Here is a 22,585-nt window from a genome sequence, read left to right as displayed (position 1 = left end):
TACACGATGTCGGGAAGCAGCGAGTGGATCGTTTGATCAAGGCCGGTGCGTTCTATAGGCTGTCGTGCAGCAAGAGATCAGGATGCAAGACCTTATGAAACCGAACTTTCTTGTCCGTGTACTGTTCCTGACGTGGACAATCGCTCTGGCCTTCGCGACCGGTGCGGCGGCGCAGACCTCGCTGATCCCGGGGTATCCCGGGGCGTCCGGTGAAACAGAGGCCCCGCAGGACAACGATGTCGCGGCCGCGATCCGCGCCGCGACCGAGGCGGGCGCCAGCGTGATCGTCATTGACAGCGCCGGGCAGGTCGTATCCTCGGTCGGGCAGGCTGGTGGCCAGCCCGAGGACGTCGCTCATGATCCGATGGCGGAAAGTTCGCAGTTGATGAAGGCGCAGGAGCGCTTTGCCAAGTTCAGCGAAGCCGTGCGATCCCGCCTTGAGGCGTTGCCCTATTCGATCTTCGAGGTGCGCTACATCCTCGAGCAAACCAGTCCTGATGGCCGGATTTTCACCTATGTCGAGGTGCTGGGATGGAACATACTGTTCCTGATGGTTGGCCGATGGCTGTCGATCGAGCTGTACGGCAAGCGCTTTGCCCGACGGTGGGTCGTCGCCCGGATCAAGGAAAACCCGCAGGGGTATCGGGAAAAGATGCCGTTCCTTGTGTTCCGGTTTCTGATGGGTATCGGGGCCACGGTGTTCGCAATGCTGATGGCTCTGATCGTCGGGTATCTGTTCTTCGGCGAGGCCGAAGATATCTCGATCCAGTTCACCGTCACGGCGATTTTCACCGCGTTTTTCCTGTCACGTACGGTATCCGACTTATGGCGGATGGTGCTGTCGCCGTATCTCAGCCAATACAGGTTGCCGCCATTCTCGGACCGTGACGCCAAGCGGCTGTACATCTGGGCATCGGCGCTGGCGACCTATGATATTACCGCTGTTCTGTTTTCCACTTGGGTGGCGGATTTCGGGCTAAACTACAACGTCTACGCGATGGTTTATGGCGGACTGACCCTGATCGGGATGGTCGGAAACATCCTGATGATCCTGTTCAATGCCCGGGCCATTTCGAACGCCATCCGAGGCGGCCGTCAGCCGGACCAGGTGTCTTGGTTGCTGCGGTTCGTGTCATTTGGCTGGGCCCCGGCCCTGATCGTGTATCTGGTCTTCAGCTGGTTCAAGCTGGCGGTGGATCTGGTGCTCGAGACCGAGGACTCGCTGCCGATCGTCGCAAGCAGCTACATGATCTTCATGTCGGTCGTCATCGCATATGGCGCCATGAACTATCTGCTCGAGCGGTACTTCGATCGCAACCGGCAGATCGAGGCTCTGAATGCCGAACTCGATTCCGATGAGGAGGCCGTTCGCACCTCGGAGACGCCCGAGGCGGAGAAGCGCAAGCACACATTGGTGACCTACGAAGATCTTGCGCGGCGTGTCGCGGGCATCCTGGCCTTTGTCGTCGGCATCTATGCGCTGGTCGTCATCTGGAATCCCGAAGCCAGCTGGAGCGAGGATTTGCCCATTGGCAGGGCGCTGGATGTGATGGTGATCCTGTTCATCGGCTACATCCTGTTCCACTTCTTCCGGATCTGGATCGACACCAAGATCGCTGAAGAAACCGATGATGGAGCCGCCGAAGCCGAGTTGGGTGACGAGGGCGGAGAGGGCGGTCAAAGCCGCCTTGCCACGCTGCTGCCTCTGTTCAGGGGCGCCATACTGGCCGTGGTGGTCGTGACCATCGTGCTGATCGTTCTGATGGAACTGGGAATAAATGTCAGCCCGCTGTTTGCAGGCGCCGGCGTTGTCGGTCTGGCCGTGGGCTTTGGCTCGCAAACCCTGGTGCGGGACATTTTCTCGGGCGCGTTCTTCCTGCTGGATGACGCGTTCCGCAAGGGAGAATACATCGACATCGGAGATGTCAAAGGTACGGTCGAAAAAATCTCGGTCCGGTCTTTCCAGCTGCGCCACCATCTGGGGGCCCTGAACACGATCCCGTTTGGTGAAATCAAGGTTCTGACCAACTACTCGCGCGACTGGGTGATCATGAAACTGCCTCTGCGCGTGACCTATGACACGGACGTCGAGAAGGTCCGTAAACTGATCAAGAAGCTGGGACAGGAGTTGCTGGAGGACCCGGTGATCGGGGACAACTTCATCCAGCCGCTCAAGTCGCAGGGCGTTATCGAGATGCAGGATTCCGCGATGATCATCCGGGTGAAGTTTATGACCAAGCCGGGCGACCAGTGGCTGGTGCGCAAAAAGGTGTACCAAGAAATCCGCGAGTTGTTCGCGCGCGAAGGCATCAAGTTTGCCCACCGCGAAGTCACGGTACGACTGGCCGATGGCAAGGAGCCCGAAGACCTGTCTCCGAAACAACGCGAGGCGGTCACCGGCGCGGTGCAAGCCGCGATTGACGAGGATTATCTGGACGATATCGGCCCCGGTGGAGACGACCGCTAGGGCGCTCCCGCCCCTTTGACCTGCGGCGCAGGTGTGCCGCCGTTCCAAGCGTTGGGCAGGGCCGCGCGGCGGTCGGGCCTTTGTTCAGGTGGTTTGCCACGTTGGATCGGACGTGCCGAGCCGGGATGCCGGGATCGGCCAGTGCATCCGTGCCTCACCGACGCTCAGCGCGGGTTTCAGCCGTTTGCCGGGGCCCCAGCCGGACTCTTCCGATCGGGATGCGTAGTCCCCGGGTTCGGCAGCGGTGATCGGGTCGCCTGTCTCGGATTTCGCGAGGCTGGCCAGCAACTCGGCGGTGCGCGCCAGCGACAGGCGCCCATCCATGATCGAATGCCCCGAAGCCGCTTCTGTCAGGGCCGAGAGGACAGCGGCGGCCATCAAATAGCCGGTGGCATGGTCAAGTGCTTGAACTGGCAGCGGGGTGGGTTTGTCGGCTCCGGCCCAAACGCGACCGGCGTCAGCGATCCCCGCGCTCATCTGGACGAGGCTGTCAAATCCGCGACGGGTGGCCCAAGGCCCCTGCCAACCATAGGCATCCAGCGTAACCTCGACCCGGTTTGGAGCGACCGTATCGCGCACCTCTTTGGTCAGGCCCAGAGCATCCAGCGCACCGGGGCGGTAGCCATGGACAAAGACATCCGCTTGCGCGAGCAGCTCTTGCAGCTTTTCCAGGCCAGCGGGTGGCTTGAGGTCCAGATATGCGCAGCGCTTGCCGAGCGAGATATCGGGGATCACGCCCGGCTCATCCCAACCCGGTGGGTCGATGCGCAGCACTTCGGCTCCGAACCCGGCCAGCGTGCGGGTGGAAACCGGGCCGGCCAGCACGCGCGTCATGTCGAGAACCCGAAGCCCGGCCAAAGGCCGATCCGCGCGCGCCTGAGGCCTGTCGCGCAGCGTGATCCGGCGTGGGCCGCGCCAGCCGATCAACGGATCCCGCGTCACGGCGCGGCCTTGAGGGTGGTCAAGCCACTCGGCCCGGCTGCGCATGGCGGCGGCAACACCACCCTGCGCCACGATATCCGTTTCAAGGTTCGAGACCGACCAGCTCTTGATGGCCTGCGTCACCGCCGCACGATCCCCCTCGGTCGCCATAACCTTGAGGGCCGCTTCCCTATGGTGGGGGAGGTTGGTGTGCAACCTGATCCAGCCATCGGCCCCCCGATAGTCGCCCGCGATCGGATCCCAGAGGCTTGGCATATCCCAGCCTTCGGGCTTGAACGAGTATCCGAACCACAGCGACGCAAGGCGGTGATCGACCATTGCCTTGGGTGGGAGCGAGACAAGATTGGTGGCCTGCATGAACCGTCCAAGCTCGTGGCCCACGGCAGCAAAGCTGGCTGTTGCCAGCTCGGATACGGCAAAGGCGCTGGGAAGCGCACCGGAACCGGCGACCCGATAGGCCTCGGACGGTGGAAGCGAAGCCAGCAGGCTCATTGCTGATAGGGGTCCAGACTGTCGCGCAGCCCGTCACCCAGGAAATTGAAGGCTAGCACCACCACGATGATCGGTAGCATCGGGATGGCCGTCCACGGATAGATCTCGATCGAGGCGAGGTTTTGCGCGTCGTTCAGCATCACGCCCCAGCTGACCGCCGGTGCCCGCAGGCCGAGGCCAAGGAAGCTGAGTGCCGTTTCCCCCAGAATCATGGCGGGGATCGACAGCGTGGCCGAGGCAATCAGGTGTGACATGAAGTTCGGCAACAGGTGCTTGCGGATCACCCGGCCGGAACTGGCACCCATCATCTCGGCGGCGCGCACATATTCTTCTTCGCGCAGCGACAGGAATTTGGCGCGCACGGATCGGGCCAGCCCTGGCCAGTCGAGGATGCCGAGGATGATCGAGATGATGAAGAACACCGCAACCGGCGACCAGTTCGACGGAACTGCGGCCGATAGTGCCAGCCACAGGGGGAGTTCGGGCAAAGACCGCAGGATTTCGATCACGCGGTTGATGACCCAGTCGATCCGCCCGCCGAAATAGCCGGCCAGCGACCCGAACAGGATGCCAAGGAAGAACGAGACCGAAATGCCGATCAGGCCCACGGTCAGCGACAGCTGCGCGCCATAGAGGATGCGGCTGAAGATATCGCGGCCCAGCCGGTCCGAACCCCAGAGGAACAGTGTCGTGCCTTCCGGGGCGCAGAACAGATGCGTGTTTGACCGGATGAGCCCGGCCAGCTTGTACTCGGATGCCTCGCAGAAGAACCGCACGGGTCGCGGATCCTCGGTGTCAGGGACGAATTTCCATTGGAACGTCTCGAGGTCGGCCTCGGCCACGATCGGGTAGACGAACGGCCCAATGAACTCGCCCTGGTGGAACCAGTTCACCGATTGGGGCGGTGCGTAGAGATGTTCGCCATTTCGTTCGTTCGGGCCATAAGGCGCGATGAACCCTGCAAACGGGAGCATCAGATAGCACAGCAGCAGAAAAATGCCCGATATCAGACCCAGCCGGTGTGTCTTGAACTTGCGCCAGACCAGAACCCAATTCGGGGCGTCCAGATCCCTGCGCTCCAATTGCTGCAAAGATGCTTCGGGATCAAACGGGGCGTCGTCGACAAAGCGACCGTCGGGAAGTTTGCTCATGCTTCGCGCCCCTCGTACCGGATACGCGGGTCAAGCATGACCAGCAGAATGTCGGAGATCATGGTGCCGATCAGCGTCAGCAGCGCCACGAACATCAGAATGAAGGCTGACAGGAACTGGTCCTGTGTCTTAAGCGCCGTCAGCAACGTGGGGCCGATGGTCTGCAAACCCAGCACCACCGAAACCAGAACCGATCCCGACACCATCGAGGGCAGCAGGTTGCCGATGTCGGCCACGAAGGGGTTGAAGGCGACGCGCAGCGGGTACTTGGTCAGCATCCGCGACGGCGACATGCCCTTGGCTATAGCGGTTTCAACATATGGCTTGCCCAATTCGTCCAGCATGTTGGCGCGCAGGCGCTGCATCATGGCCGAGGCGCCCGAGGTGCCGATCACGAATGTGGGCACGATCAGATGAACCAGGATGGACTTCATCTTGTCCCAGCTCATGGGTTGCCCCTCATACACAGGGTCCATCAGTCCGCCGATGGGCAAATCGAGGTAACGGTGCCCGTAGTAGAACAGGATGAGCGCCAGCAGAAAGTTGGGCGTCGCCAATCCCAGATAGCCCACGAAGGCGGTCGTATAGTCGACCCAAGTCCGCGACTTGGCCGCCGCCATAACGCCCAGAGGCAAGGCCACGGCATAGACGAACAGGATCGCGGCAAGGTTCACGACCACGGTCAGCCACAGCGTGTCCCCGACGATGTCGGCAACCGGACGATCGAATTCAAAGGACCAGCCGTAGTTGCCCTGCAGCAATCCCTCAAACCCATGAGGGCCGGGAAAGAAGCCGACCCAGATCAGGTATTGTTCCCACATCGGGCGGTCCAGAGCGTATTCCTTTCGCAGGAATTCCGCCTTGGCCACACCGGCCGACTGCCCCGAAGCCTGCAGCTCGGCAATCTGATTGCTGAGATAATCTCCTGGCGGCAGGTTGATGATCACGAAGATCAGCATCGATACCACCAACAGGGTCAGCAGCATCGTGAAAAAGCGATACACCGCGTAGCGGAGCATGATCATCTATCCGCTCCTGTCAGTCGGCGAAGAAGAATTCGTCTGGGCGGTGCACTCCGAAATGCGCGCCGGGTTCCCACGCCCACATGGCCTGTTCGGGAACATTGCGCAGACGGTTTGAAACCACGATCGGCTGGGGCGCGCCGTTCAGAATTCCGATGCCATAGATCTGGTCGGCGTGTATCTTCAACATTTCCTCCCAGACCGCCCGGCGTTCATCCTCGGTTTTTGCAAGTTCCCAGATGTGGTTCAACTCCAGCAAGCGCTGGGCTTCGGGCAGGTCGGGCGGCTCGCCGGCTTCGCCGCCGGTTTGATAGTGCTGCCCCCATTTTGGCCAGGCCAGAAACACCTGGTCGGTCGGGGCCAGGTAAACCGGTGACGTATGCAGCTGCGGGATGCCATCATCCCAGCCATACCAGACCGAAGCCATCGTATTGCCGGCAAAAACACGGTTGCGCAGGATGTCGCGGTCAAGCGGACGCATGACCAGTTTCACCCCGATTTCCCGCCACGTATCAGTCACGATCTGCAGCGCGTTCTCGACCTCTTGGCGTTCCCCGGCCGTCTCGATCACCAGCTCCATGGGGCGGCCGTCCGGCAACAGGCGTATGCCGTTCTTGTCGCGCTGCGTCAGCCCGACCTCGTCCAGCAGGGCGTTGGCCTGTGCGACGTCGTATTGCGCCCAAGCCTGCGCATTCTCTTCACTGTAGAAGGGCGAGGCAGGCAAAACGGACATGGCGGCCGGATGCGCCAGTTTGAAATACAGCGCCTGGTTGATGGTCTGACGGTCGATGGCCAGCGAAAGAGCGCGACGGACACGGACATCGCGCAGCACATTGCGCCAGACCTCGTCTTCGAAATTCAGGTTGGGGTAGATCGCGATCTGTGACGCAACACCGGTTTTCCAGAGTAGCGTCTTGTAATTTCCGTTGGCTTCGCCCTTTTTCAGGATCGAGGCATCCCGAAAATCAAGCCCACGACCCTGCAGGTCGGTCTCACCGGCATTGGCCTTGGCCGCCACTAGGCCGGGAGCCACGATCTCCATCTCGACCACGTCGATGTATGGCAGTTGCAAACCCTTCGAGTCGATGCGGTGGTAATAGGGGTTGCGGACGAAATTGTGCCGGATCTTCTTGCCCGAGCTCGCGTTCAGCCACGGCTGCAGAGTGGGCAGTTCGTGATTGTCGTACTTGTAGAGGTTGTCCAGCTTGTTGTGCAGGGCGGCCCAGCTCTTGACACGTGCGTCACTGACCTCGAAGTCCAGCTTTTCCTTGTCGGCATATTTCTCATGATAACGCTTCAGGAACGCAGCAGGGCGGTAGATGAATGGTGGTCGCGCCTGCGCCAGTGAGGCCAGAAAGTTCGGGTTCGGGTCGTCCCATTCGTAGATCACCGTCGTTTCGTCCGGGAACGTGACAGTGGGGAGTTTGCCCTCAACCCGCAGGAAATCTGGGGGGCCGGACGGGCTGAGGAGCTCGTTGTTGGCCACGTCTTCCCACCAGTATCGGAAGTCTTCCGAGGTGAAAGGTGTGCCGTCCGACCATTTGTGCCCCTTGCGCAGGTGCAGAGTGTACTTGCGGTTTTCTTCGTTGTCGTAAGACGCCAGCAGATCGGGGATCAGATTGTACTGGGCATCGAAGCCCACCAGTCGGGCGTAGCCATAGACCACCATCTGCCGGATATCCTTGGACCGGGTGACCATCGTGCGCAGGGTTCCGCCCTGTTTGCCGAATTCGCGCCCTTTCGAAGACAGGTCGACGATCAGCGGTTCCTGCGGGATGCGATCTTGCACCGGGGGCAGGTTTCCGATGTCCACCTCGGCTTTCCAGAACGTGCTTTCCTGCAGGTCGGGAAGGGTGTCGGCCCAGGCGGGCAGCGCCGCGCCCAGCGTCAGCGCGGCGGCCAGAAACTTGAATCGAGTGGTCTTAAACATGGCAACGTACCTTATGGCCGGGCTCCATTTCCACGAGTGAAGGTATCATGGTGTCAGAGAATCTAAAGGCGTCATCCCAACTGTCCGGAGACCCGGCGCCAAGGGCGACCAGCTTCAGATCGATGGGACGATTGATATCGGGTTCGGGTTGTGCGGCAATCAGAGCCTTGGTGTAGGGGTGGCGCGGGTTGTAGAACAACGTCTCGGGTGGAGCCTGTTCGACGACCAGCCCCTGGCGCATGACCGCGACCTCGTCCGCGATACGGGCGACCACGGCCAGATCGTGAGAAATGAAAAGATAGGACAGGTTCAGACTGTCCTGCAGTCTTTCCAGAAGGGTCAGGATTTGCTCTTGGACCGAAACGTCCAAAGCCGATGTCGGCTCGTCGCAGACGATCAGGGACGGATCCAGCATCATCGCACGGGCGATTGACAGGCGTTGGCGTTGACCGCCGGAGAAAGCGTGGGGGTAGCGCTTGAGCATCCCGGCGTTCAATCCCACGCGTTCGAGCATCTCAGCGGCCTTGTCGCGGCGCTCGGCCGTCGTACCGATATTGTGGATCTCCAGCGGTTCGGTCATCGCATCCTGAATGCGCATGCGCGGGCTCAGAGAACTGTAGGGATCCTGAAACACCATCTGAGCCTTGCGCTGAAACGCCGTGCGCTCCTCGCGGGTCATCTGGTGGACGCGTATCGGGTCCTCGCCCGGCGCGGCGCGAAAAAGCACTTCGCCGCCCGGGTCTGGCAACTCGGCCCCCAGCGCGATCCGGGCCGCGGTGGTCTTGCCCGATCCGCTTTCGCCGACTACGGCCAACGTCTTGCCGCGGGCCAGTTTCAGGTCGACGCCCCGGCAGGCATAAATCAGCTTGCCCGCTTTCCAACCGCGCGACGACCGCATCGTGTAGGTCTTGCACACATCCTTCATATCGAGGATCAGATCCTCGTCCGGCATCGGAATTCCCACGGCTTCCTTGTCCGGGATCTCGGGGGCCGCATCAAACAGCTGGCGGGTATAGGGATGGGCCGGAGCATTCAGGATCAGCTCGGCTGAACCCGCCTCCATCACCCGGCCTTTGTGCATGACGACGACCTGTTCGGCCATATTGGCGACCACGCCCAGGTCATGCGTCACCAAAACCAGCGCCATACCAGTTTCTTTCTGCAGATCCTTGATCAGTCCCAGCACCTGAGCCTGGGTCGTCACATCCAGCGCAGTTGTCGGTTCGTCGGCAATCAGCAATTCCGGTTTGGACACCATCGCCATCGCAATCATCGCGCGTTGACGCATCCCGCCCGAAAGTTCGAAGGGATACGAGTCATAGGCACGCGCCGGATCGGGAAAACCCACGCGTTCGAACTGCGACAGCACTTCCTTGCGGGCCTCAGACTCGGAGGCGCCCCGATGCAGCCACAGAACTTCGCTGACCTGGTTGCCGATCTTGTGCAACGGAGACAGCGACCGCATAGGTTCTTGGAAGATCATCGAAATTCGATTGCCGCGGATGCCACGCATCTCACGTTCGGAAATTTCGGACAGCGCGACGCTGCCCTTGGAGGTGTTCAGCTGCATCACGCCGCTGCGGATCTGGGCCGTTCTGGGCAGAATGCGCAGCACCGCCCGGCAAGAGATCGTCTTGCCCGACCCGGATTCCCCGACCAATGCCAGCGTTTGCCCGGCCTCGACATCGAAATTCACATCTCTGACGACGGGCTCCCCGGCGCCGAAACCGATGCTCAGGTCTCGGACAGACAGCAAGGCCGTCATGCGGGCTTTCCACCCGTGTGGCCACCACGTGACATTGGTTTTGAACTCCCTGGTTTTTTTGTCGCAGTTTCGCGCGCTTGGGGGCGACTAGTCAAATACCTTCTTGGGCTGAAATGTCGCGGAAACGTGACGAACAGTGCATTGTGCCTACACAAAGTCTTGAGTTTTTGTCATCAAAGCCGCGATTGGCCGCGATTGGTGGTCGTTAAGGTATCAGGGAGATATTTCGCAATGTCCGACGCGCAAAGCCGACTGGATCTGTTCATTGATCGCATGGTCTCGCAGCGGGCATGTCTGGATTTCGCGATTGCCGACACGGCCGATTTGGCCGGTCCGGTGTTCGAACTGGGTCTGGGAAACGGGCGCACTTATCATCACATGATGAACCGGGTCCGCAACCGACCCGTCTATGTGTTCGAACGTGCTGTGGCCTCGCACCCCGATTCCACCCCGCCCGAAGATCGTCTGATCCTGGGCGACGTGCGCGAGACGCTGCCCGCCGCGCTGGATCGGTTCGGCGCGACCGCCAGCCTGATCCATGCCGATCTGGGCGGCCACAACCGCGAAAAGAACGATGCCTTCGCCCGCTTTGTGTCACCCCTGATCGAACCGCTTCTGGCCGAGGGCGGGCTGATGGTCTCGAGCGACCGGATGTATTTCGAGACGCTTACGGAGCAGACCCTTCCCGCAGAAGCGGTTCCGGGTCGCTGCTTTATCTACCGGCGCTGAGCGGCGTTCCGCAGGGTCACTTTGCGCGGGGACTCGATCCCGGCACGGCGGGCGGTCTAACCTACGCGTGACGTTCACGCAAAGGACCGCCCATGCTGTTTTACGATTGCTCGACCGCCCCGAACCCGCGCCGTGCCCGGATGTTCATCGCCGAAAAGGGGCTGCAGATCGAAACCCGCGACATCTCGATCGCCAAGGGCGAGCAAATGAGCGAGGCGTTCCGAAAGGTGAACCCCCGCGCCACCATTCCGGTTCTGGTTACCGACGAGGGGACCGTTCTGACCGAGAACCTCGGCATCGCTGCCTATCTCGAGGCGCGCTTCCCTGAGCCTCCGTTGATGGGGCGGACACCGGACGAGAAAGGGCTGGTGCTGATGTGGAACGCGATCGTCGAGCAACAGGGCGGGGCGCCCATCGCAGACGCGCTGCGCAACACGCATCCGGCCTTCAAGGACCGCGCCATCCCCGGACCGCAGAACCACGCGCAGATCCCGGAACTGGCCGAACGCGGCCTCGCGCGCGTCGGAGCGTTCTTCGACCTGCTCGAAGAACGTCTGCAAGACAGCGCCTTCATCGCGGGCGAGGCGTTCTCGCTGGCCGATATCTCGACCTTCGTGTTCGTGGATTTCGCCCGTGTCATCAAGATGCGCATCCCCGAGGGCAACACGGCAACCCGGGCCTGGTTCGACAGCGTGCAGGCGCGACCCAGCGCCAGCGCCTGACAGCACTGTACAGAAATGTCTAGACAGAAGTGAACAGTACCCCTAGCGTCCTTTGGGAATCGTCCAGGGGAGGTCGGGATGAAATCGCAGTATCGCGTTGTAGTCATCGGGGGTGGCGTCGTCGGCGCCTCGGTTCTGTATCATCTGGCCAAGTTCGGCTGGCCGGATGTGGTTATGCTGGAACGCCGGCGGCTGGCTTCGGGGTCGTCATGGCACGCGGCGGGGGGCATCCACGCGCTGAACGCCGATCCGAACATGGCGGCGCTGCAGGCCTACACGATCGACTTGCTGAGCGAGATCGAGAAGGAATCGGGCCAGAATATCGGCCTGCACATGACCGGCGGCCTGACGCTGGCCGGAACCCCCGAACGGTGGGAGTGGTTGCAGGCGAACTACCGCATCTTTCAGTCCATTGGCATCGACGACTGCGAATTGCTGAGCCCGGAAGAGGCGCAGAAACGCTGCCCGATCATGTCCACCGACGGCATTCTGGGCGCGATGTGGGCCGACCGGGAGGGCTACATCGACACCACCGGCACCGTGCAGGCCTATGCCACCGCAGCCAAAAAACGCGGGGCGGAATACTACGAGGAAACCAAGGTTGAGGAACTGATCCAGACCGCCGATGGCTGGCAGGTGGTGACCGACAGGGGAACGATCACCTGCGAGCATGTGGTCAACGCCGCCGGCCTGTGGGCCAAGCAGGTGGGGCGCATGGCAGGGGTCGAACTGCCGGTGTCGCCACTGAAGCACCATTACCTGATCACCGACACGGTGCCCGAGGTCGCAGCGGCCGATTTCGAGATGCCGATGACCGTGGATCTCGAGGGCTTCACCTACATGCGGCAGGACCAGAAGGGTGTTCTGGTCGGCATCTACGAGGTCGATCACGAACACTGGGCTATGGACGGCGCGCCGTGGAATTATGGCGAGGAGCTGTTTCAGGAGCAGCTGGACCGCATCGAGAACGAACTGACGCTGGGCTTCGAACGCTATCCGGCGATCCAGAACGTGGGCATCAAGACATGGGTGAACGGTGCTTTCACCTTCTCGCCCGACGGCAACCCTCTGGTCGGTCCGGTGCCGGGCAAGCGGGGCTATTGGACCGCTTGCGCGGTGATGGCCGGGTTCCTTCAAGGCGGCGGCGTCGGCAAGACGCTGGCCGAATGGATGATCCATGGCGAGCCCGAGGCCGACGCCTGGCCGATGGACGTGGCGCGCTATGGCGACTTTGCCCAGAACAAGCGCTACATCCGCGAGACGACGGGCCAGTTCTATTCACGCCGTTTCGTGATGACCTATCCGAACGAGCAATTGCCCGCCGGACGCCTGTTGAAAATGTCGCCGGCCCATGACGCGATGACCGAAGCGGGTTGCAAATGGGGGGTCAGCTGGGATCTCGAGGTGCCGCTCTATTTCGCGCCCGAGGGGTTCGAGGAAACGCCAACCCTGAAACGCTCGAACGCCTTCGACATCGTGGCCGAGGAATGCCGCACCATCCGCGAAGGCGTGGGCCTGATGGACATCACCGGGTTCTCACGGTTCGAGGTTTCGGGGCCCAATGCGGAAATCTGGCTCAACAAGGTGATGGCCTCGAAACTGCCGGGACCGGGCCGCGCGAAACTGGCGCCGATGCTGGGCGAGAACGGGCGGCTCAAGGGCGACCTGACGGTGCTGAACTGGGGCGACGGCACCTGGTGGATCACGGGCAGCTATTACCTGCGGGCCTGGCACATGCGCTGGTTCGACGATCACAGGATCGACGGGGTCACCGTACGCGACCTGGGCGAGGAGGTCTGCGGCTTTGCCGTGGTCGGCCCGAAATCGCAGGCGGTGGTCGAGAAGCTGGCCGAGCAGGACATTTCAACCCTGAAATTCATGGGTTGCGGTGACTATGACATCGGCCTCGTGCGCGCCCGCGTGGCCCGCATATCGGTCACCGGCGAGAAAGGTTATGAGATCAACTGTCGCTATGGCGACCACATCGCCCTGCGCCGCGCACTGCTCGAGGCCGGGGCCAGCGAAGGTATCCGCGAATGCGGCTTCAACGCGATGCTGTCCACGCGGCTTGAGAAGAGCTTTGGCATCTGGTCGGCCGAGTTCACCCAGGCCTACACCCCCGGCATGACCGGCATGGACCGCTGGATCGACTGGGACAAGGATTTCGTCGGTAAGTACGCAGCTCTGGCCGAGCGTGAGGGCAACGGCCCGGCGCAGGTTCAGGTGACGCTCGAGGTGGACGCGCTGGATGCGGATGCCAGCGGGTACGAGCCGGTCTGGGCGGGCGACCAGCGCGTAGGCTTCGTGACCTCGGGCGGGTATGGCCATTATATCGGCAAGTCGCTGGCGATGGCGCTGGTGGACCGGGACAACGCGCAGCCGGGAACCGAACTGTCGGTGCACGTGGTCGGGGTGGAGCGGTCCGCGCGGGTGATCGCGCCGTCGCCCTATGATCCCGAGGGCAAGGCGATGCGGGGCTGATCGTGGCGGCGCGGGGTAGGGATCGCCGTCGGCGGGGCCGGGGCGCAGAGGCCGCACCCGCGACCCATCGGGATGTTAACTATCGCCAGTTGCGCAACCCGTTTCCGGTGATGGAGGTCTTTCCCGCCGACCAGATCGCCGACATGCACGAAACCGCTCTGCGCACGCTGGAGGAACTGGGCGTCAAGGTTCTGCTGCCCGAGGCGCGGCGCCTGTTTGCCGCTGCAGGCGCGCGGGTGGATGAAGACAGCGAAATGGTATTCATCGGCCGCGATCTGGTCGAGGCCGCGGTATCCTCGGCCCCGAAATCCATCGACTGCCGGGCCGGGGCGCGGCATCGTGACTTTACGCTGGAACTGGGCAGCCTGGTGTTTCAACCCGGCGCAGGCGCGCCCAATGCCACCGATCTGGAACGCGGCCGCCGCCCGGCCAGTGGACAGGATTACCTCGAATTCTTGAAACTCACCCATCATTTCGACGTGTTCCAGATGATCTCGCCGCAAGTCGAGCCGCAGGACGTGCCGACCCACCTGCGTCACTATTTCACCACGCAGGCGCAGATGGAGCTGACCGACAAGTTCCCGTTCTTCTTCTCGCGCGGGACGCCGCAGGTGATGGATTGTTTCCAGATGCTGGCCGTCGCGCGCGGTCTGTCCGATGACGAGTTCCGCGCCCACCCGCATTGCTACACGATCATCAACACCAACAGCCCGCGCACCCTGGACATTCCGATGGCGCAGGGGCTGATCGACTTTGCCCGCCACGGGCAGATGTCGATTATCACGCCGTTCACCTTGATGGGAGCGATGGCGCCGATCACGGTCGCGGGCGCGATCACCCTGTCCCATGCCGAGGCGCTGGCGGCGCTGACCCTGACCCAACTGGCAAATCCCGGCGCGCCGGTCTGCTATGGCACCTTCACCAGCAACGTGGACATGAAATCCGGCGCCCCGGCCTTTGGCACGCCCTCGCATTTTCAGGCCTCGCTGGCGGCGGGGCAGTTGGCGCGGCATCTGGGGCTGCCGTGGCGGTCGGCGGCCGGCTCGGCCTCGAACGCCAATGACGTGCAGGCCGCCAATGAAAACCAGTTTGGGCTGTGGGGTTGCCTGATGGCGGGGGCCACCGTGATCATCCATTCGGCCGGGTGGCTGGAAGGGGGGCTGACCGTGTCCTTCGAAAAGCTGGTCTGCGATGCCGAGGTGCTGAACATGGTAGCCGAGCTGTGCGCAGGGGCTCAGGCCGGTCAGGCTGAGATTGGCTTTGACACCGCCTTGCGAGAGGTCGAGCCCGGCAGCCATTTCTTCGCCGCCAGCCAGACGATGGAGCGCTACACTACCGAGTTCTACGAACCGCACCTGCATGACTATGCCAATTTCGGTACCTGGACCGAACGCGGATCGGTCGATGCGAACTACCGGGCAACTACGGTTTGGCGTGACATCCTGAACAATTTCGAACCACCCGCGCAGGACCAGCCGGGGCTGGACGCAATGCGTGATTTCATTGCCCGTCGAACCACCGAGGGCGGCGCGCCGCCGGAGAGTTGATATGAACAGCAAACCCATCCTGCATCGTGACGACCCCAAGGCCGAGCCTCTGGTCGGCAACGTCAAGGTCACGCGCGACGACTGGCTGAACGTGGCGATGGACGTGCTGATCTCGGACGGGGTCGAGCAGGTCAAGGTGCTGAACCTGGCCGAGCGCATGGCGGTGTCGCGGTCCTCGTTCTACTGGTACTTCAAATCCCGGCAGCACCTGCTGGACGCGCTGCTGGATCGCTGGCAGGCCACCAACACCGCCGCCCTGATCGCGCAGGCCGAAGCGCCGGCCGAGACCATCACCGCTGCCGTCTGCAACGTGCATCGCTGCGTGGTCAACACCGCCCTGTTCGACACGGCGCTGGACTTTGCCGTGCGCGACTGGGCGCGGCGGTCGGGCAAGGTGCGGCGGATGCTGGACCAGTCCGATGCCCGCCGCCTGGCCGCGCTGCGGGCCATGTTCGCCCGACATGGCTATGAGGCGGTCGAGGCCGAAACCCGTGCGCGCGTGCTGTACTACATGCAGATCGGCTATGATCTGGCGCAGTTGAACGAGCCGTTGGCCATGCGCCTGTCTCTGGTGCCGCACTACCTGTATGTCTTTACCGGGGTCGAACCGCGGCCCCAGGAAATCGAGGAATTCAGCGCCTATGCCAAGCGCTGTTGGGAGGGAGGATCAAGCCATGAGCCAGCCTGACGCAATCATCATCGGAACCGGCGTGATCGGCGCGGCCATCGCGTTCGAGATGGCCAAGGGCGGCTGGAAGACCCTGTCGCTGGACCGCAACGCGCAGGTGGGGCACGGCTCGACCGCCGGGTCCTGCGCGATCATCCGGATGCATTACTCCACCTTCGACGGCACAGCCTTTGCGTGGGAGGGCTACCATTACTGGCGCGACTGGGCCGACTATCTTGGCCTGCCCGATGGGGCCGATCTGGCGCAGTTCCGCGAGACGGGCTGCCTTGTCATGAAAACAGAGGCCAACGGCCACCTGTCAAGGCACATGAAATACAGTGCCGAGTTGGATTGCCCGTTTGAGGAATGGTCGGCCGAACAGATACTCGACCGCCTGCCGATCTATTCTCTGGACAGTTTTGCCCCGGCCAAACGGATGGACGATCCAGCCTTTGGTCAGCCCAATGGCAGCAGGATGCAGGGGGCGGTGTTCTGGCCCAAGGCCGGTTATGTCACAGACCCGGCCCTGTCCGCGCAGAACCTGATGCAAGCGGCCACGCAGCGCGGCGCGCAGGTGCGGACCGGGGCCGAGGTCGTCGAAATTCTGCAGGAAGGTGGCAGAGTCAAAGGCGTCCGGCTGGCCTCGGGCGAAGAGATTCACGCGCCGGTGGTGATCAACGTGGCAGGGCCGGGATCGTCGATCATCAACCGCATGGCCGGGGTGCTGGACGACATGACCATCGAAACCCGCCCGCTGCGGCAGGAGGTGGTGCATGTTCCGGCGCCCGAAGGATTTGATTTCGAGCGTCAGGGAACCATCGTGTCGGACAGCGATATCGCCTGCTACTGCCGGCCCGAACATGGCAACCACATCCTGATAGGATCCGAGGATCCGGAATGCGACCCGCATCAGTGGTGCGAGAACGATGTCCATTACAACCACGATTTCACCGACCAGTGGACGACGCAGGCCATGCGCTATGCGCAGCGCGTTCCCAGCTTGGGCATTCCGTCCAGAACGCGGGGAGTGGTCGATCTGTACGACGCCTCGACCGACTGGATCCCGATCTATGACAAATCCAGCTTGTCGGGCTTCTACATGGCCTGCGGCACCAGCGGGAACCAGTACAAGAACGCGCCGATCGCGGGCAAGATGATGGCGGCGCTGGTCGAGTATTGCGAGGGCGGTGGCGATCACGATACCCAGCCGCTGCAATTCCAATTGCCCTATATCCAACGCAGCATCGACGTCAGCTTCTACTCTCGCAGGCGCCCGATCAACGCCGAGAGCAGTTTTTCCGTCCTTGGCTAGCCATGCCGGACAAATGCGCTAGCTCTCGGGAAACACTGAGAAAGGGCGGGCGCGATGGCGAAGAATGACACCAGAGTTCTGATCTTGGGAAGTGCGCCTGCGGCGTTGGCGGCACGGGAATGGGCGCGTGGGTCGTTCACTCATATCGTGGCCATCAACAACGCCTGGCGCATCCGCGAAGATTGGGATTTCCTGATCCATCCCGAGGATTTTCCGGCCGAGAACCGCCCCGACTGTCCGACAGCGACGCAGCGCATCGTGACGGCGCAGGATTATGTTCCGATCCAGAACGCCTATGGCGGCTTCGTCTATGCCGGTGGCACCATGGCCTTTACCGCCGGGTACTGGGCGCTGGGTGCTCTCAAACCATCGGTGATGGCCTTCTTTGGCTGCGACATGGTCTATCCGCGCTCGGGCAACACACATTTCTACGGCCAGGGAACGGCCGATCCCTTGCGCGCCGACGTCACCCTGCGCTCGCTCGAGGCGAAATCGGCACGGCTGGCGCTGCTGGCGGCGCGTCAGGATTGCAATATGGTGCGGTTGTCCTCTGGCCCCAGCCGGCTGGTCTATCCGTCCGTCTCGCATACCGGAATGACCTCCGAGGCCCTGCCGAGCACCGAACACGTCGATGCCCTGCTTCAAGCCGAGTGTGAGGTAGGTTACGTGGTGCCATCCGGCCGGTATTGGGAGGTCGAAGAGCGGTTCGATCCAGCCGTTGTCGACCGGCTGGATGCGGCTTGGCTTGCGGCCTACAAGGCCTCGGCGCTGGATCAGGCGGCCTGAGCGCGCGGCACGCGCAACAAGTGATCGACCTTTCGTCTGGCGGTCTCGGCCGCTTGTATCCGAACCGGGCCGTAACCGCGGATCTCGTCAGCGCAGGCAAGGATGCTTTGCCACGTTTCGGCATCCCGATCGCCGTACTCGGCCGCAACAAGGTCCAATAGCCCTTGGTACCAATTTAGCAGATCGCGGTGCAGGCGCGCTTCGGCGTGATAGCCAAACGGATTGAGAGCTGTTCCGCGCAGCGCCCGCATCTTTGACAGGCCCCGCAGAACCGGCTGCATCCAAGGTCCGAACGCCTTTTTCAGCGGTCTGCCCCGGGCGTCTGTTTTGCGGCTCAGCAGGGGCGGGGCCATATGGAAGCGGACCGCAAAATCGCCCTCGAACTGGTTGGCCAGGTCCTGCGCGAAATGGTCCGAAGTCATCAGCCGCGCGACTTCGAACTCATCCTTGTAGGCCATGAAGCGGAACAGGTTGCGAGCGACGCTGCGCAGCAGGGTCTCGTCAGCCTGCGGCAGAGCCGAGCGGAAGGTGGCGATACGATCGGCATAGGCCTGCGCGTATTTCGCGCTTTGATACTCGGTCAGGTAGGCGGTACGGCGCGCAATCATCTGATCCAGTGTTTCTTCTGAACCAACGTCGTCGGAAGGCAGCGCCAGAACGTCCGGACGAACTGCCATGTTGCGCCCGATTGCAAAAGCCAGACGGTTCTTCTCGACAGCGACGCCGTTCAGCAGAATCGCCTGACCCAGCGCGACATTCGATACCGGCACAAGACCGTGCTGCCACGCAAAACCCAGCATGACCACATTGGCAAACACGGCATCACCCAGCAGGGTTTCCGCCACCGCATTGGCGTCGAAACCGAACAGGTTTTCCGTTCCGACCACGTTCTGAATGGCTTGTTCACGGGCTTTTACCTGCAACTGAGCGTCGCGGCGCAGAACAATATCGCCGGTCGGCATTTCCGCCCGGTTCAGGACCACGCGCGTACCCTTGCGGTAATGCGCCGAGGCTTTGGGGCCCGAACTGACGACGACGTCGCAACCAATCACCGCATCGGCCGCGCCCTGATCAATGCGGACCTGGTTCAGCGCGTTTGGAGTGTCTCCCAAACGGATATAGCTGAGAACGGTTCCGAATTTCTGAGCAAAGCCTGTGAAATCCAGGACCGAGGCGCCTTTGCCTTCGAGATGGGCCGCCATCGTGATCAGCGCCCCCACCGTTACCACACCCGTGCCGCCCACGCCGGTAACCAGCAACTCGAACGGTTTGTCCAGGCGGGGCAGGGTAGTGTCGGGGAGCCCGTCCTCGAGTGTTGCCAGATCCAGCTTTGTAATGCGTTTGCGGCGTTCGCCGCCTTCGATGGTCACGAAGCTGGGGCAGAATCCGTTGAGGCACGAGAAATCCTTGTTGCACGAGCTCAAATTGATCTTGCGCTTGCGGCCCAGCGGGGTTTCGCGCGGCTCGACGCTCAGGCAGTTCGACTCGACCGAGCAGTCGCCACAGCCCTCGCAGACCAGATCGTTGATCCAGACGAACCGCTTGGGGTCCTCCATCGTGCCGCGCTTGCGGCGGCGGCGCTTTTCGGTGGCGCAGGTCTGTTCATAGATCAGAACGGTCACGCCCGGGATCTCGCGCAGCTCGCGTTGCAAGGTGTCCAGTTCGGCCCGGTCGTGGAAGGTTGTCTGCGCCGGAAAATCCGCGTGGTGGAATTTCGAGATATCGTCAGACACGATGGCAATACGTTCCACGCCCTCGGCGCGGCAGGTCTGGGCGATGCCGGCCACGCTGACCGGGCCGTCCACCGGCTGGCCGCCGGTCATGGCCACGGCGTCGTTGTAGAGGATCTTGTAGGTGATGTTGGTCCCGGCCGCGACCGCCTGACGGATCGCCAGCGAGCCCGAGTGATACCAGGTGCCCTCGCCAAGATTCTGGAAGATGTGCTTGCCCCCGTTGAACTTGGACGCCACCACATGCGGCACGCCTTCGCCGCCCATCTGGGCATAGCCGACGGTGTGGCGATCCATCCACGAAGCCATGACGTGGCAGCCGATGCCGCTGGCGGCGATCGAGCCGTCGGGCACCTTGGTCGAGGTGTTGTGCGGACAGCCCGAGCAGAAATAGGGCGTGCGGGTCGCGCCCGGCACATTGATCAGTTTCGGCGGCTGGTCCGTCAGCGCCTTGGCTTTGGCGGGCAGGTCTTCCTCGGGGAAGAACCGGTGCAGGCGGTCGGCCACGATGGGTACCAGCATCAGCGGGCTGAGTTCACCCGTCCAGGGGATCAGCGGCTCGCCGTGGCTGTCGTATTTGCCCACCATCTTGTGCGGCTTGTCGCCGGGCCAGTCATAGAAATACTCCTTGAACTGGCTTTCGATGATGCCGCGCTTTTCTTCGACGACCAGCACCTCGGCCTTGCCCTTCACGAAGCGCAGCGCGTTGCGCCGCGCCAGTGGCCAGACCATGCCGACCTTGTAGATGTCGATGCCCAGACGGCGGCAGGCGGCCTCGTCCAGTCCCAGCAGGCGCAACGCCTCCATCAGGTCAAGATGGGCCTTTCCGGTGGTGACAAAGCCGAACTTGGCGTTGTCGATGTCATAGATGCGCCGGTCGATCGGATTGGCCTCGGCAAAGGCGCGGACCGCGCGCAGCTTGTGCTGGATGCGGGTCTCGATCTCGGGCGAGGGCAGGTCGGCGGCGCGCACGTGCAACCCGCCGGGGGGCAGGTCGATCTCGGGCAGGATGAACTGACGGTCGGGGTGCAGCTCGACCGAGCGGGCGCTTTCGACGGTTTCCGAGATCGCCTTGAACCCGACCCAGGTGCCGGAAAACCGCGACAGCGCAAAGCCGTATTCGCCGAATTCCAGATACTCCTCGACCGAAGCGGGGTTCAGCGTGGGCATGAACCATGCCATGAAGGCCACGTCGGACTGGTGCGGCATGGATGAACTGACGCAGCCGTGGTCGTCACCGGCCACGACCAGCACGCCGCCCTTGGGCGCCGAGCCATAGGCATTGCCGTGCTTCAGCGCATCGCCCGAGCGATCGACGCCCGGCCCCTTGCCGTACCACATCGAAAAGATGCCTTCGAACTCGCACTGCGGGTCCAGCGTCGCCTGCTGCGCGCCCAGAACGGCGGTTGCGCCCAGATCTTCGTTCACGGCCGGCATAAATCTGATGCGGTCGGATTTCAGCCGTTCGCGCGCGCGCCACAGCTCCAGGTCCAACCCGCCCAAGGGCGAGCCGCGATAGCCCGAGACGAACCCGCCCGTGTTCAGCCCTGCATCGCGGTCGCGCCGCGCCTGATCCATCAGGATGCGCGCCAGCGCCTGCGTGCCGGTCAGGAACACGCGACCCTCGGTCTGTTCGTACCGGTCTGTGAGTTGATGAGTGCGAAGAGTGCTGTCGTGGCGGCTCATGGCTTGGACCTGGATTGGCTTTGAGATTGAACAACTGTAGTTCGGTATTTGCGAAATGTTGTGCCAATGGGTCCGCAAGCTTGATATCATTTCGAAAAAATTTACCGATAAACGCTAAGAAGACGAAAAGGTTTACCAAATGATGCAGCTGGACGACAGAGATCGCCGGATTCTGACCCTGCTACAAAGGGACAGCCGCGTGTCGAATGCGGACCTAGCCGACGCGGTCGGTATGTCGACCTCGGCCCTTTGGAGACGGGTGCGCGCATTGGAAGAGGCCGGGATCATTGAACGCTACGGCGCAGTTGTGAACCCGGTCGCGCTGGGGTTGGGGTTCGAGGCGATCGTACATGTGCATCTGACGCGGCATGATCCCGACAAGATCGTGGAGTTCATCCGGGCAATCGAAACCTGCAAAGAAGTTCAGGAATGTTTCGCAACGACCGGTCAGGCAGACTATCACCTGCGAGTGCAGTGTCCCGATCTTGCCGCCTACAACGTCTTTTTGGAGAGGTTTCTGTTTCGTTTGCCGGCCGTCGCAAGTGCACAGACGAATGTGGTTCTGCGCGCGGTCAAACGCAATCGTTCGGTCGAGTTCTGACTACCGCGCGACGAATTCAACCCAGGCCCAGGCCATCGCGATGTAAGTGAGGTTGTGCAGGCATTGATCCAAACCGGCGGCCCGCCAAAAGGCGGCCTGATCAGGTTGCAATTGTTTCTTGTCGGAATAGCTGGCTTTGGCGAAATCGATATTGAAATGCACGATCCACTCGAGCGCACCGATGATCAGGATGAACGAAAGCGGCGCGCCGAATATCAGGAAAACCACGACTGAGCCCACAACATGCACCGCGGCATGCTGTGCGCGCCCGACATGCAGGTACTCCCCCCGCCCAGACAGCATCTTGGGCGTTTGGAGGTAGAAATCGGCAAACATGTGTTTGATCTGCAGTGCACACAGCAGAAGCAACACAGTGCCAAGTGTAGCAGGCAAAAACTACCCTCCCGATATCGTCCTGACCTTCAGACTAAGGGCTATGAGACAGGATCGCAAATGAACTAGTTCACACAAGTCGAAATAGTTTTCGCCTTGGAAACCATTTGCCTATCCAAGCGCGATTGCAGTACCGTCGTGCTGCTTTGATCGCGGCAGGAT

General features: G+C 62.0%; 16 protein-coding genes. 9 read left to right on the top strand and 7 right to left on the bottom strand.

The window, feature by feature from the left end; translation table 11 throughout:
- Positions 1 to 94 precede the first annotated feature (94 nt).
- Positions 95 to 2,467 carry a mechanosensitive ion channel family protein gene (locus ACR0BA_RS08075; protein ID WP_170357903.1) on the top strand — a complete coding sequence of 791 codons (2,373 nt, stop codon included), beginning with the start codon at positions 95 to 97 and terminating at the stop codon, positions 2,465 to 2,467.
- Positions 2,468 to 2,551: 84 nt separating this feature from the next.
- Here ACR0BA_RS08075 and ACR0BA_RS08070 read toward each other — a convergent pair whose 3' ends face one another.
- The 5 genes from ACR0BA_RS08070 to ACR0BA_RS08050 are packed head-to-tail and all read right to left on the bottom strand — an operon-like array spanning position 2,552 to position 9,769.
- The gene (locus ACR0BA_RS08070; protein WP_480727250.1) at positions 2,552 to 3,901 is read right to left on the bottom strand and encodes a CoA transferase; all 1,350 of its coding nucleotides are present in this window, start codon (positions 3,899 to 3,901) and stop codon (positions 2,552 to 2,554) included.
- Positions 3,898 to 5,052, bottom strand: a complete 1,155-nt coding sequence (locus tag ACR0BA_RS08065) for an ABC transporter permease (RefSeq protein ID WP_170357056.1) — start codon at positions 5,050 to 5,052, stop codon at positions 3,898 to 3,900. Before ACR0BA_RS08065 ends, ACR0BA_RS08070 begins: the two co-directional genes overlap by 4 nt.
- A complete protein-coding gene (locus tag ACR0BA_RS08060) occupies positions 5,049 to 6,077 on the bottom strand; it encodes an ABC transporter permease (protein WP_170364965.1) in 1,029 nt (342 codons plus the stop codon). Before ACR0BA_RS08060 ends, ACR0BA_RS08065 begins: the two co-directional genes overlap by 4 nt.
- A 13-nt stretch (positions 6,078 to 6,090) precedes the next feature.
- Positions 6,091 to 8,004: an ABC transporter substrate-binding protein gene (locus ACR0BA_RS08055; protein WP_480727248.1), complete on the bottom strand. Its 1,914-nt coding sequence runs from the start codon at positions 8,002 to 8,004 to the stop codon at positions 6,091 to 6,093.
- A complete protein-coding gene (locus ACR0BA_RS08050; protein WP_170340386.1) occupies positions 7,997 to 9,769 on the bottom strand; it encodes an ABC transporter ATP-binding protein in 1,773 nt (590 codons plus the stop codon). Before ACR0BA_RS08050 ends, ACR0BA_RS08055 begins: the two co-directional genes overlap by 8 nt.
- 231 nt (positions 9,770 to 10,000) lie before the next feature.
- Here ACR0BA_RS08050 and ACR0BA_RS08045 point away from each other — a divergent pair, with 231 nt between their 5' ends.
- The 7 genes from ACR0BA_RS08045 to ACR0BA_RS08015 all read left to right on the top strand — a co-directional run bounded on the left by ACR0BA_RS08045 (position 10,001) and on the right by ACR0BA_RS08015 (position 18,013).
- Positions 10,001 to 10,498, top strand: coding sequence for a class I SAM-dependent methyltransferase (locus ACR0BA_RS08045; RefSeq protein ID WP_170390841.1), 498 nt, complete (start codon positions 10,001 to 10,003; stop codon positions 10,496 to 10,498).
- Between the two features lie 92 nt (positions 10,499 to 10,590).
- The gene (locus tag ACR0BA_RS08040; protein ID WP_170357059.1) at positions 10,591 to 11,220 is read left to right on the top strand and encodes a glutathione S-transferase family protein; all 630 of its coding nucleotides are present in this window, start codon (positions 10,591 to 10,593) and stop codon (positions 11,218 to 11,220) included.
- Between the two features lie 78 nt (positions 11,221 to 11,298).
- Entirely contained in the window at positions 11,299 to 13,701 is a 2,403-nt protein-coding gene (locus ACR0BA_RS08035) for a GcvT family protein (protein WP_480727246.1), read from the top strand.
- Between the two features lie 2 nt (positions 13,702 to 13,703).
- Complete coding sequence (locus ACR0BA_RS08030) at positions 13,704 to 15,248, top strand: trimethylamine methyltransferase family protein (protein WP_480727244.1); 1,545 nt, start codon at positions 13,704 to 13,706, stop codon at positions 15,246 to 15,248.
- Position 15,249: 1 nt separating this feature from the next.
- Positions 15,250 to 15,936 (top strand): TetR/AcrR family transcriptional regulator, encoded by a 687-nt coding sequence (locus ACR0BA_RS08025; protein WP_480727242.1) that lies wholly within the window; start codon positions 15,250 to 15,252, stop codon positions 15,934 to 15,936.
- Entirely contained in the window at positions 15,923 to 17,227 is a 1,305-nt protein-coding gene (locus ACR0BA_RS08020; RefSeq protein ID WP_480727240.1) for an NAD(P)/FAD-dependent oxidoreductase, read from the top strand. Before ACR0BA_RS08025 ends, ACR0BA_RS08020 begins: the two co-directional genes overlap by 14 nt.
- A gap of 54 nt (positions 17,228 to 17,281) precedes the next feature.
- On the top strand, positions 17,282 to 18,013 hold the full coding sequence (locus ACR0BA_RS08015) for a hypothetical protein (protein WP_480727238.1): 732 nt from the start codon (positions 17,282 to 17,284) through the stop codon (positions 18,011 to 18,013).
- Here the strand turns inward: ACR0BA_RS08015 and ACR0BA_RS08010 are convergent.
- Positions 18,001 to 21,429 carry an indolepyruvate ferredoxin oxidoreductase family protein gene (locus ACR0BA_RS08010; RefSeq protein ID WP_480727237.1) on the bottom strand — a complete coding sequence of 1,143 codons (3,429 nt, stop codon included), beginning with the start codon at positions 21,427 to 21,429 and terminating at the stop codon, positions 18,001 to 18,003. The two genes, ACR0BA_RS08015 and ACR0BA_RS08010, sit on opposite strands and share 13 nt — an antisense overlap.
- A gap of 139 nt (positions 21,430 to 21,568) precedes the next feature.
- Between ACR0BA_RS08010 and ACR0BA_RS08005 the strand changes: the two genes are divergently transcribed.
- Positions 21,569 to 22,030 carry an Lrp/AsnC family transcriptional regulator gene (locus ACR0BA_RS08005; RefSeq protein WP_244952314.1) on the top strand — a complete coding sequence of 154 codons (462 nt, stop codon included), beginning with the start codon at positions 21,569 to 21,571 and terminating at the stop codon, positions 22,028 to 22,030.
- Here ACR0BA_RS08005 and ACR0BA_RS08000 read toward each other — a convergent pair whose 3' ends face one another.
- On the bottom strand, positions 22,031 to 22,423 hold the full coding sequence (locus ACR0BA_RS08000) for a DUF3307 domain-containing protein (protein ID WP_093964572.1): 393 nt from the start codon (positions 22,421 to 22,423) through the stop codon (positions 22,031 to 22,033). It lies immediately after the preceding gene.
- Positions 22,424 to 22,585: the final 162 nt, after the last annotated feature.

This window comes from Ruegeria sp. CI5 (assembly GCF_056536885.1).
This window is presented reverse-complemented; position numbering and strand designations above follow the sequence as displayed.

What these genes read in the sequence shown, in the direction of transcription:
- ACR0BA_RS08075 (WP_170357903.1), top strand. Translation starts at nt 95, where the DNA reads ATGAAACCGAACTTTCTTGTCCGTGTACTGTTCCTGACGTGGACAATC.
- ACR0BA_RS08070 (WP_480727250.1), bottom strand. Translation starts at nt 3,901, where the DNA reads ATGAGCCTGCTGGCTTCGCTTCCACCGTCCGAGGCCTATCGGGTCGCC.
- ACR0BA_RS08065 (WP_170357056.1), bottom strand. Translation starts at nt 5,052, where the DNA reads ATGAGCAAACTTCCCGACGGTCGCTTTGTCGACGACGCCCCGTTTGAT.
- ACR0BA_RS08060 (WP_170364965.1), bottom strand. Translation starts at nt 6,077, where the DNA reads ATGATCATGCTCCGCTACGCGGTGTATCGCTTTTTCACGATGCTGCTG.
- ACR0BA_RS08055 (WP_480727248.1), bottom strand. Translation starts at nt 8,004, where the DNA reads ATGTTTAAGACCACTCGATTCAAGTTTCTGGCCGCCGCGCTGACGCTG.
- ACR0BA_RS08050 (WP_170340386.1), bottom strand. Translation starts at nt 9,769, where the DNA reads ATGACGGCCTTGCTGTCTGTCCGAGACCTGAGCATCGGTTTCGGCGCC.
- ACR0BA_RS08045 (WP_170390841.1), top strand. Translation starts at nt 10,001, where the DNA reads ATGTCCGACGCGCAAAGCCGACTGGATCTGTTCATTGATCGCATGGTC.
- ACR0BA_RS08040 (WP_170357059.1), top strand. Translation starts at nt 10,591, where the DNA reads ATGCTGTTTTACGATTGCTCGACCGCCCCGAACCCGCGCCGTGCCCGG.
- ACR0BA_RS08035 (WP_480727246.1), top strand. Translation starts at nt 11,299, where the DNA reads ATGAAATCGCAGTATCGCGTTGTAGTCATCGGGGGTGGCGTCGTCGGC.
- ACR0BA_RS08025 (WP_480727242.1), top strand. Translation starts at nt 15,250, where the DNA reads ATGAACAGCAAACCCATCCTGCATCGTGACGACCCCAAGGCCGAGCCT.
- ACR0BA_RS08020 (WP_480727240.1), top strand. Translation starts at nt 15,923, where the DNA reads ATGAGCCAGCCTGACGCAATCATCATCGGAACCGGCGTGATCGGCGCG.
- ACR0BA_RS08015 (WP_480727238.1), top strand. Translation starts at nt 17,282, where the DNA reads ATGGCGAAGAATGACACCAGAGTTCTGATCTTGGGAAGTGCGCCTGCG.
- ACR0BA_RS08010 (WP_480727237.1), bottom strand. Translation starts at nt 21,429, where the DNA reads ATGAGCCGCCACGACAGCACTCTTCGCACTCATCAACTCACAGACCGG.
- ACR0BA_RS08005 (WP_244952314.1), top strand. Translation starts at nt 21,569, where the DNA reads ATGATGCAGCTGGACGACAGAGATCGCCGGATTCTGACCCTGCTACAA.